Source organism: Rhodococcus sp. EPR-157, from assembly GCF_001647195.1.
Lineage (GTDB): Bacteria > Actinomycetota > Actinomycetes > Mycobacteriales > Mycobacteriaceae > Rhodococcoides.
Genome location: NZ_LVCV01000269.1, coordinates 1 through 2,774, shown reverse-complemented (window position 1 = coordinate 2,774; position 2,774 = coordinate 1). Strand labels below are relative to the sequence as shown.

General features: G+C 63.0%; 2 protein-coding genes and 1 pseudogene. 1 reads left to right on the top strand and 2 read right to left on the bottom strand.

All coding sequences use genetic code 11. The features are described from left to right. Positions 1-197 precede the first annotated feature (197 nt). A pseudogene (locus A2J03_RS12260) lies at positions 198-1,487 on the bottom strand (sulfite reductase subunit alpha); the annotation flags it as partial. Between the two features lie 155 nt (positions 1,488-1,642). Between A2J03_RS12260 and A2J03_RS12255 the strand changes: the two are divergent. Beyond that, positions 1,643-1,870 (top strand): DUF2510 domain-containing protein, encoded by a 228-nt coding sequence (locus A2J03_RS12255; RefSeq protein WP_156520347.1) that lies wholly within the window; start codon positions 1,643-1,645, stop codon positions 1,868-1,870. A 15-nt stretch (positions 1,871-1,885) separates the two neighbouring features. On the opposite strand, the gene A2J03_RS12250 is transcribed toward A2J03_RS12255, so the two are convergent. Continuing rightward, a partial coding sequence (locus A2J03_RS12250) for a GTP pyrophosphokinase (RefSeq protein WP_068373976.1) occupies positions 1,886-2,774 on the bottom strand: 889 nt, incomplete at its 5' end.

Sequence of the window (2,774 nt, the reverse complement as noted above, 5' to 3'; positions counted from 1 at the left end):
GGCGACATCGAACGCCGGCATATCGAACCCCGGCATGCCGAACCCCGTGACATCGAGTCCGTCCTCACGTGCAGCACCCATGCGCGCTCCTCTTCTCGACCACACCACCGGATCTATCCGCCGAACAGAAAGATAGCGGCTGGGTCCGACAAAGTCCGTGAGGCGAGGGTGCACCTCGCGATGTGGATGCGCTGAGATCAGTACACGTCGCGCAGGTAGCGCTTGGAGCTCTTCAGTTCGGCCACGTAGTCCTCGGCCTGGTCGGGTCCGAGACCACCGTGTTCTGCCACCACCTCGTGCAGTGTCGCGTCGACATCCTTGGCCATGCGGGTCGCGTCACCGCACACATAGAAGTGTGCGCCCTCTTCGAGCCAGGCATACAGTTCCTTGCCGTTCTCGGTCATCCGGTGCTGGACGTACACCTTGTCGGCCTGGTCGCGGGAGAACGCGAGGTCGAGGCGGGTGAGAACACCGTCGCGGGACAGATCGTCCAGTTCGTCCCCGTAGATGTAGTCGTCGGCCCGGCGGCGGTCGCCGAAGAACAGCCAGTTCCTGCCCTTGGCCGAGCGGGCCTGCCGTTCGTGAAGAAATGCGCGAAACGGCGCGATACCGGTGCCGGGTCCGACCATGATCACGGGAACATCGTCGTCGGACGGTAGCCGGAACGACTTGTTGGCCGACAGAAATACCCCGACCGATTCTCCCTCGGTGACGCGGTCGGCCAAGAACGTCGAGCACACGCCGCCTCGGTCGCGTTCGGCGGACCGGTACCGCACGCTCGAGACCGTGAGATGGACCGAGCCCTCGTGCGCGAGCGGTGAGGAGGAGATCGAGTACACGCGATGCTGCAACGGGCGAAGGAGCTCGAGCACCTCGGCCGGTTCGAGTGCCGGCTTCTCGTCGAGGGCGAGGACATCGAGTACGTCCTTGCCCCAGACCCAGGCGTCGAGAGATTCGCGGTTGCCGGTCGCGAGGATGTGTTGGAGTTCGTCGTCGTCCGAGCGCTCTGCGACGGCCTCGATGAGGTCCAACGAGGGTAGGCCGATCTCGTAGGAATGGGTCAGCAACTCGTCGAGCCGTTGCTCGACGCCCTTGACGGTCACCGTCGTATCCGGCTCTACCCGAAGTTGGCCGATAAGGGCGTCGACGAGTTCGGGGTTGTTGACAGGCCGGACGCCGAGACCGTCACCGGCTTCGTAGGCGAGCCCGCTGTCGCCGAGGGAGAATGCGTAGTGCCGCACTTCCTTGGACGACTCGGGACCCGACAGTCGCTTGTTGGCCAGGACCGTCGCTTGGTACGGATTCTTCCGGTTCCACGGTGAGCGCTTGGAGGCTGCTCTCGCGGGCTTGGCTGATTCCAGTCGTGCGTCGATGTCTGTACCCGCTTTGCAGTAGCCGTCGTAGCTGGTGGCACCCAGCACCATGACCGCGAAGTATAAACCGTCGAACCGAGCCACCGAATATGCACGGCCGGCATCGCCGATGAGCAGACCGGCACAGTCGACGAATCCGGCGGAAGCGCCGGACTACTCGCGATGGACGAGAATATGTGAGGATCGTCGAAGACAGATACTCGGTCCGGGGGGACCGATCAACCGAGTTCGATCAGTCGAGTGGTTCGCAGGGGCGGGAACTTCAGAGCATGGATCTTTTTCAAGTCGTTGTCATCGGGATACTTGCGCTGGCGTCTTTCACTGTGTTGGCGGGGTTCGTGCTGATGCTGATCGGCAGTGCCCGTCGTCAGCCGGCACGTCGAGCGAAGGTGCGCATCGCGCCAGGGTGGTACCCGGATGCGCAGGACGAGTCGCTTCTTCGTTACTTCGATGGTCGGGTCCCGACGCGGCAGACGTCGCGACGGGAGATGTCCTAGTACTCCGATAGCGGTTCAGGTGCGTCTCTTGCGTGGCCGCTTCGATCGCGGTTGCGAGGACAGGTGGTAGTACAAGGCATCTTCGGTGTCCTCGACTACTACCTGAACGACGTCCCCTACCTCGAGGAAGTCGTCGACCGCGATCCGATCCTTCGCCCCGATGACTGCTTTGACCGACCGTGCAGGGATCAACCCACGTCGGCCGTCGGGACCGACTGCCAGTGCGTAGCGTGGGCCGGTTCGTGTGACCCTGGCCGAGATGATCTCCGAGTCCTTCGGCACCGGACTCGGTTGCGCCACCGCGTCCTTCGACACGGCCGTCTGTGAATCGAGCTGAGCGGCCAGATCGTCGGCCATACGGTCGACCTGAAGGAGCAGATCGGCCATCTGGCGCGCGTAGTCGTCGTGCGCTTTCGTCGGCTTCAGTGCTTCACCGGGTTTGTACATGTCCTCGTGCGTCAGCTCACCCCAGGCATCTTGAAGCCTGGTCTTGACCTGCACCTCGACCTTGACGTCGAGGTCGCCCTGGTGAGTGGCGACGCGGACCAGCAGAACAGCGTGATAAGCGCGATAGCCGCTCGGTTTGGGAAACGCAACATAGTCCATCGGTTCCTTGGCGAACCGAACCGAGCACTTGGGGTCACGGCAGGCACGCTCCAATGCGTCCACGAATGCGTGGAGATCCCGCGGGCTCTTGCACAGGACTTTGATGCCGATCAGATCGCCGAGAGCGTCGACCACTTCGTCGACACTCGTCGGCTCGGTGATGCGGCCTTCGGCGATCTTGCGCCGGAGCTTGTCTGCAGCCCTGATCGGGTCTTTGATCCGTGCGGACTGGGCATTGAGTCGGTCGCGATCGACGTTGTCGAGGATCTCGTCGGCGATGGTCTCCAGGAAGTTCTGG

Bases quoted from the DNA above. Each gene is read 5' to 3' on its own strand.
- A2J03_RS12255 (WP_156520347.1), top strand. From the start codon at position 1,643: ATGGATCTTTTTCAAGTCGTTGTCATCGGGATACTTGCGCTGGCGTCT.